The organism is Nocardia sp. NPDC004722 (assembly GCF_053601505.1).
Genome location: NZ_JBSGBY010000555.1, coordinates 1 through 5,693, shown reverse-complemented (window position 1 = coordinate 5,693; position 5,693 = coordinate 1). Strand labels below are relative to the sequence as shown.

5 protein-coding genes and 1 pseudogene are annotated in these 5,693 nt (G+C 69.2%); 5 read left to right on the top strand and 1 reads right to left on the bottom strand.

Annotated features, from left to right (window positions below; all coding sequences use genetic code 11):
* Nucleotides 1-328: pseudogene (locus ACWELQ_RS36310) on the bottom strand (oxidoreductase); the annotation flags it as partial.
* Between the two features lie 206 nt (nucleotides 329-534).
* Between ACWELQ_RS36310 and ACWELQ_RS36305 the strand changes: the two are divergent.
* The 5 genes from ACWELQ_RS36305 to ACWELQ_RS36285 are packed head-to-tail and all read left to right on the top strand — an operon-like array spanning nucleotide 535 to nucleotide 5,620.
* Nucleotides 535-1,695 (top strand): acyl-CoA dehydrogenase family protein, encoded by a 1,161-nt coding sequence (locus ACWELQ_RS36305; RefSeq protein WP_452401543.1) that lies wholly within the window; start codon nucleotides 535-537, stop codon nucleotides 1,693-1,695.
* Between the two features lie 35 nt (nucleotides 1,696-1,730).
* Entirely contained in the window at nucleotides 1,731-2,258 is a 528-nt protein-coding gene (locus tag ACWELQ_RS36300) for a YiiD C-terminal domain-containing protein (RefSeq protein WP_452401542.1), read from the top strand.
* Nucleotides 2,255-3,154: an alpha/beta hydrolase family protein gene (locus ACWELQ_RS36295; protein ID WP_452401541.1), complete on the top strand. Its 900-nt coding sequence runs from the start codon at nucleotides 2,255-2,257 to the stop codon at nucleotides 3,152-3,154. The genes ACWELQ_RS36300 and ACWELQ_RS36295 overlap by 4 nt, the downstream gene beginning before the upstream one ends.
* A gap of 9 nt (nucleotides 3,155-3,163) precedes the next feature.
* Entirely contained in the window at nucleotides 3,164-4,297 is a 1,134-nt protein-coding gene (locus tag ACWELQ_RS36290; protein WP_452401540.1) for an ABC transporter ATP-binding protein, read from the top strand.
* A gap of 36 nt (nucleotides 4,298-4,333) precedes the next feature.
* Entirely contained in the window at nucleotides 4,334-5,620 is a 1,287-nt protein-coding gene (locus tag ACWELQ_RS36285; RefSeq protein ID WP_452401539.1) for an ABC transporter substrate-binding protein, read from the top strand.
* Nucleotides 5,621-5,693: the final 73 nt, after the last annotated feature.

Genomic DNA, 5,693 nt, shown 5'->3' with positions numbered 1-5,693 from the left:
ACAGGTACTCCTCGCCGGGCTCCAGGGCGAAGTGGTTGCGCGGCAACGACACTCGCAACTCGGTGCCGGGTAGAGCGGTGCGGAACAGGTGCGCGGAGCCGCCTCGGCCGTCCGGCTCGTGCAGGATCGCGATCCGCCAGCGCTGCCGGTCGGCCGGATCTCCGCACAGCGAATACTGCCGCACACCAACGGATCCGGCGGACACGTCGATGTGCGCGCCGGGTGTCCATCCGGGCAGCGCGCCCCCGCCGAGCGCCGCCAGTTCGAGGGCGAACACGCCCTCGGCCACGTCGTCTCGACCGGTCACCCGGACCATCAGCTCGGTCATCGCATCCCCTCGTCGGCTCGTGGATCACTCGTGGACCCGGCGTCGGACACTCGTGGACCCCGTGTCGCACGGTCGTGCACTCGGTGTCGGGCACAGCCTGTCCGAGAAGCCCCGAGGATCGCGGCCCGCACGCGGCAGTCGATTCGACCGATAGGCATTGCCGATCGCCCGCCCGGTGATGTCGACGCCCGACCGACACTGGCCCCATGAGCGCTGTGGCGGATCTGGTCGAACGGACCAGAGATTTCGTGATCGAGCACGTCATCCCGGTGGAACGCGAGGTGGTGGCCGGCGGCCGGGTCACCGACGACGCGCTGCGGCTGGATCTGCAGAAGAAGGCCAAGGAAGCGGGCGTCTTCGGCCCGCTGTCGGCTCCGGAGTACGGCGGCTTGGGTTTGAACACCCGGGCGCAGGCCGAGGTGCTCGAGGCGGCGGGCGCGAGCCTGCTCGGCCCGCTGGCCGTGAACGCCTGGGCCCCCGACGACGGCAACATCCATCTGCTGGCGCATGTCGCCAATGCCGAACAGCGCGAACGCTATCTGGCCCCGCTCGCCGCAGGCGACGTGCGCTCGGCGATCGCATTGACCGAACCGGCCCCCGGCGCGGGCACCGATCCCCGCATGCTGCGCACCACCGCCGAGGAGACCGACAACGGCTGGATCATCAACGGCGCCAAGCATTTCACCACCGGCGCGAACGGCGCGGCCTTCACCATCTGCGTGGCCATGACCTCCGACGGCCCCACCATGTTCCTGGTCGATCAGGACAATCCTGGCCTGCGCGTCGGACGGCGGATGCCGACCCTGGACCACACCAGCGCCCCGGGCGGGCACTGCGAAGTCCAGTTCACCGACTGCGAGGTCCCCGACACCGCCGTCCTCGGCGAGGTCGGCCGCGGCCTGGAGCTGGCGCAGGTCCGGCTCGCCCCGTCGCGGTTGACGTTCTGCATGAACTGGCTTGGCTTGGCGGTGCGCGCGCAGCAGCTCACCGTCGACCACATCACCGGCCGCCGCTCCTTCGGCGTGCCGATCGCCGAACACGGCATCGCCCAGGGCCTCATCGCCGACAACGAGATCGATATCGCGGCCGCCCGCAGCCTGGTGCGCAGCGTCGCCGACACCATCGACACCGAGGGCCCGACCTCCGCGGCGGCCCGGCACGAGACCTCCATCGCGAAAACCTTCGTCTCCGAGGCGGTCTGGCGGGTGCTGGATCGCGCGGTGCAGCTGCACGGCGGCTTGGGCGTCTGCGAGGACCACCTCGTAGCCCGATTCCTGGTGGAGGCCAGGGCCTTCCGCATCTACGAGGGCCCCTCGGAGGTGCTGCGCTGGTCGATCGCCCGCCGGGTGCTGCGCGGTCCGCGCTGATCCTGCCGTCCGAGAACAACGAAGGGAAGCCCGCAATGACCACCCGCATCCTGGCCGGATTCGCCGCCGCCTACCCCGATCTCGACCCCGACGCCGTCGATTACGAGTACCTGCGCGCGATTTCGCAGCAGATGGTGCCGTTCGGCCGCCACGTCGGCACCCTCGTCACCGAGATCAGCGCCGACCGCGCCGTCGTCGAGATCCCGAACGTCGACGAGGTCCGCAACCACATGGCCACCGTGCACGCCGGCGCGCTGTTCACCGCCGCCGATATCGCGGGCGCGGCGGCCTTCGTCGGCGCGGCCGCGCAGCGGCTGCACACGGTCGAACGCCTGGTGCTGCGCGGCGGCTCCGCCTCGTATCGCAAACCGGCACAGGGCCGCATCCGCGCCGTCGCCACGGTCGACACCCGCGAGCTCGCCGAGATCCTGGCCGCCACCGCGTCGGCGCGCTTCGAGCTGTCGGGCAAGGCGACGCTGCTGGACGACAACGAGGTCCAGGTCGCCAAGTTCACCTTCGACTACGTCTGCGACGTGACGATCGCCGAGGCGGACGCGCGATGAGCGACACCACCACGACCCCCGAATCCCGTTCGGATTTCACCACGTTGGAGCACACCCGGGTCGAGACGGCCGACGGGGTCGCCTTCACGGTCCGCTTCCTGCCCGCGCCACGCCCGGACGCGCCCGTGGTGCTGATCCTGCCCGCCATGGCGATGAAGGCCAAGAACTACTTCTCCCTCGCCAAAGCCCTGCACGCGCAGGGACTTTCGGTGGCGACGTGTGATCTGCGGGCGCACGGCGAGGCCACCCCGAGACTGGGTGAGCACACCGACTTCGGCTACCGCGAGATGATCGAGACCGATCTGCCCGCCATCCTCACCGCCGTCGAGCAGCGCTTTCCGGGCGCACCGATCCAGCTGTTCGGCCACAGCCTCGGCGGCCAGCTGGCGCTGCTGTTCGCCGCCGCCGAGTCCGGCCGGGTCGCGGGCGTCACCGTGATCGGCACCGGCACGGTCTTTTGGTGGGCGTTCGGCCCGCGCCGCTGGTGGGAGGCGCTGAGCCAGATCCAGTGGATCGGTCTGGTGTCGCGGTTCAAGGGCCACTGGCCCGGCGGTGTGCTCATTCCCGCGCCCATGCCGGGTGGCGTGATGATCGACTGGTCGGTGCATTCGCTGACCAGCTACTACCGGCCCAGCGGCACCACCCGCCGTTACAACTCGCTGCTGGCCGCCATGCGCGTGCCGGTGCTGGTCATCTCCCTGTCCGAGGACGTGCTCGGCCCGAAATCCAATGTGGACTTCCTGGTTTCGCGCATGCCCGCCGCGCAGGTGAGCCGCTGGCACATCGACGAGAACTCGGCCGTCGCGAACCGCGACCACTTCCTGTGGGTCAAGGACGCGCCCGCCATCGCCGCCGGCGTGGCGGATTGGATCACGACCGGCACCGCGCCGGCCTGAAGGAGAACAGTGGCCCGCTTGCAGATCGACGCGGTGTCGAAACGATTCGACGCCGATTACGCGGTGCGCGAGGTGAGCCTCGACATCGCCGATGGGGAATTCCTGGTGCTGCTCGGTCCCAGTGGCTGCGGCAAATCCACGCTGCTGCGCATGATCGCGGGTCTGGAACAACCGTCCGAGGGCCGAATCCTGTTGGACGGCATCGACATCACCGACGAGGTGCCGCAGCGACGGGATCTGGCCATGGTGTTCCAGAGCTATGCGCTCTACCCGCATCTGACGGTCGCGAAGAACATCGGGTTCCCGCTGCGCGCCCGCCGCACGCCGCGCGCGCAGATCGCCGAGCGGGTCGAGCGGGTGGCGCGCACCCTCGAATTGTCCGCGCTGCTGGAGCGGCGGCCCGCCGCGCTCTCGGGTGGCCAGCGTCAGCGAGTCGCGTTGGCACGGGCCATGGTTCGCGATCCCGGCGCGTTCCTGATGGACGAGCCGCTGTCGAACCTGGACGCCAAGCTGCGCAGCGCCACCCGCGCCGAACTCATCGCCCTGCACCGACGGCTGGGTGCCACCTTCCTGTATGTGACCCACGATCAGGTGGAGGCCATGACCATGGCCACCCGCATCGCCCTGCTCAACGCGGGCCGGGTGGAGCAGGTCGGCACCCCCGAGGAGCTCTACGACCACCCGCGCACCGCGTTCGTGGCCGGATTCCTGGGCTCGCCGCCGATGAACATCTTTGCCGCGGAGGTGGTTTCGCACGAGGGCAGGCTGCGCGTGCGCACCGACGGCGTCGACGCCGCGCTCGGCATCGACGCGGAATCCAGCGACGACACCGGCGGTACTACCAAGGTGCTGGCCGGAATCCGCCCCGAGCGCCTGCGCATCGATCCCACCGCCACGTCCGTGCGCGGCCGGGTGACGATGGTCGAGAACCTCGGCAGCGAGGAGCTCGTGCACGTCACCGCGGGCGCCGTGGAGCTGTCGGTGCGCGTGACCCGTCCGGCCGGTGTCCGGGTCGGCGACGACATCGGATTGCGTTGCGACCCCGCGGATCTCCACCTGTTCGACCCCGACTCCGGCCTGCGCCTGCACTGGCAGGAGCAGGCCGCGACCGCACCCGCCGACCCGGCGGCCTCGGTCGCCTGAACGCTTTCGCACCACCACTCGATGAGGAGAAGATTCGTGAAACGCACCGGCCCTGTCCTGGGCATGGTGTTCGCCGCCTGTCTCGCGCTGACCAGCTGCGGACTCGGCGGTACCACCGCCACCGACGCCACCTCCACGGCCCAGGTCCCCGAACTGGGCCCCGATCAGAAGGTCTCGATCGTCTTCGAGTCCTACAACTACGGGCTCGCCGGCGCCTGGACCGACACCTTCAACGCCCTGATCGCCGACTTCTCCAAGAAGTTCCCCAATATCTCGGTGACCGCGCAGAAGCCGCAGGGCAACAGCCCCAATCCGGCCACCGACACCATTTCGAGCATCCAGAACCAGATGGTGGCCGGGCATCCGCCCGATGTCGCCCAATTGGGTTTCAGCGACCTGGATTTCACCATCCATCAGCTGGGCGCCAAGCCGCTCGACACGCTGTTCGGCAAGCAGGCGGTGCAGGCGAACTTCGACGGCGACAAGTTCCACTTCCACCCGCGCGCCCGCACCCTCGACGATTGGGACGGCCACACCTACGGCGTCCCGTTCGTGTTCTCGACCCCGGTGCTCTACTACAACGCCAGCTTGTTCACCCAGGCCGGGCTGGATCCGGCCAAGCCGCCGGTGACCTGGCAGCAGGTCGCCGACGACGCCAGGGCGATCACCGCGAAAACCGGTCAGGGCGGCGTGTATCTGGACTGCCTGACCAAGTCCGCCAAGGACTGGTGCTTCCAGTCGCTGGTGCGCTCCAACGGCGGGCGGGTGATCTCCGATGATCGCCGCACCCTCACCTACGCCGACGCCCCGAGCGTCGCGGTCACCAAGATGGCCCAGGATCTGGTCAATTCCGGTTCCATGCCGAAGCTGGCGCAGAAGCAGGGCTACGAGGCGTTCGCGCGCGGCGAGGTCGGCATGATCCTCGAGACCAGCGCCATCCAGGGCACGTTCGTGGCCGGGGCCAAGGACAAGTGGGATCTGCGTTCGGCCGCCATGCCGCGCTTCGGTGACACACCCCCGGTGCCCACCAATTCCGGTGCGGGCCTGCACATCCTGACCAACGACCCGGCCAAGCAGCGCGCCGCCTGGGAGCTGATCAAGTTCCTGACCAGCGAGCAGTCCTACCAGTCGATCGCCAAGAACATCGGCTACCTGCCGTTGCGCTCGGAGATGGTGACCGATCCGAACGTGCTGGGCGCGTGGGCCAACCAGAACCCGCTGCTGGCCCCGAACATCGCGCAGCTGGCCACCATGGAGCCGTGGGTTTCCATGCCGGGCAACGACTATCTGCAGATCCGCGACGGCACGGTGATGGTGTGCTGATCCGGCAGGAACACCACCGGATTGCGGTCGGCGTCGACGAAGGATTCCGCGATCGGCCCCTCCGCGAGGCGCT

What these genes read in the sequence shown, in the direction of transcription:
- ACWELQ_RS36305 (WP_452401543.1), top strand. Translation starts at nt 535, where the DNA reads ATGAGCGCTGTGGCGGATCTGGTCGAACGGACCAGAGATTTCGTGATC.
- ACWELQ_RS36300 (WP_452401542.1), top strand. Translation starts at nt 1,731, where the DNA reads ATGACCACCCGCATCCTGGCCGGATTCGCCGCCGCCTACCCCGATCTC.
- ACWELQ_RS36295 (WP_452401541.1), top strand. Translation starts at nt 2,255, where the DNA reads ATGAGCGACACCACCACGACCCCCGAATCCCGTTCGGATTTCACCACG.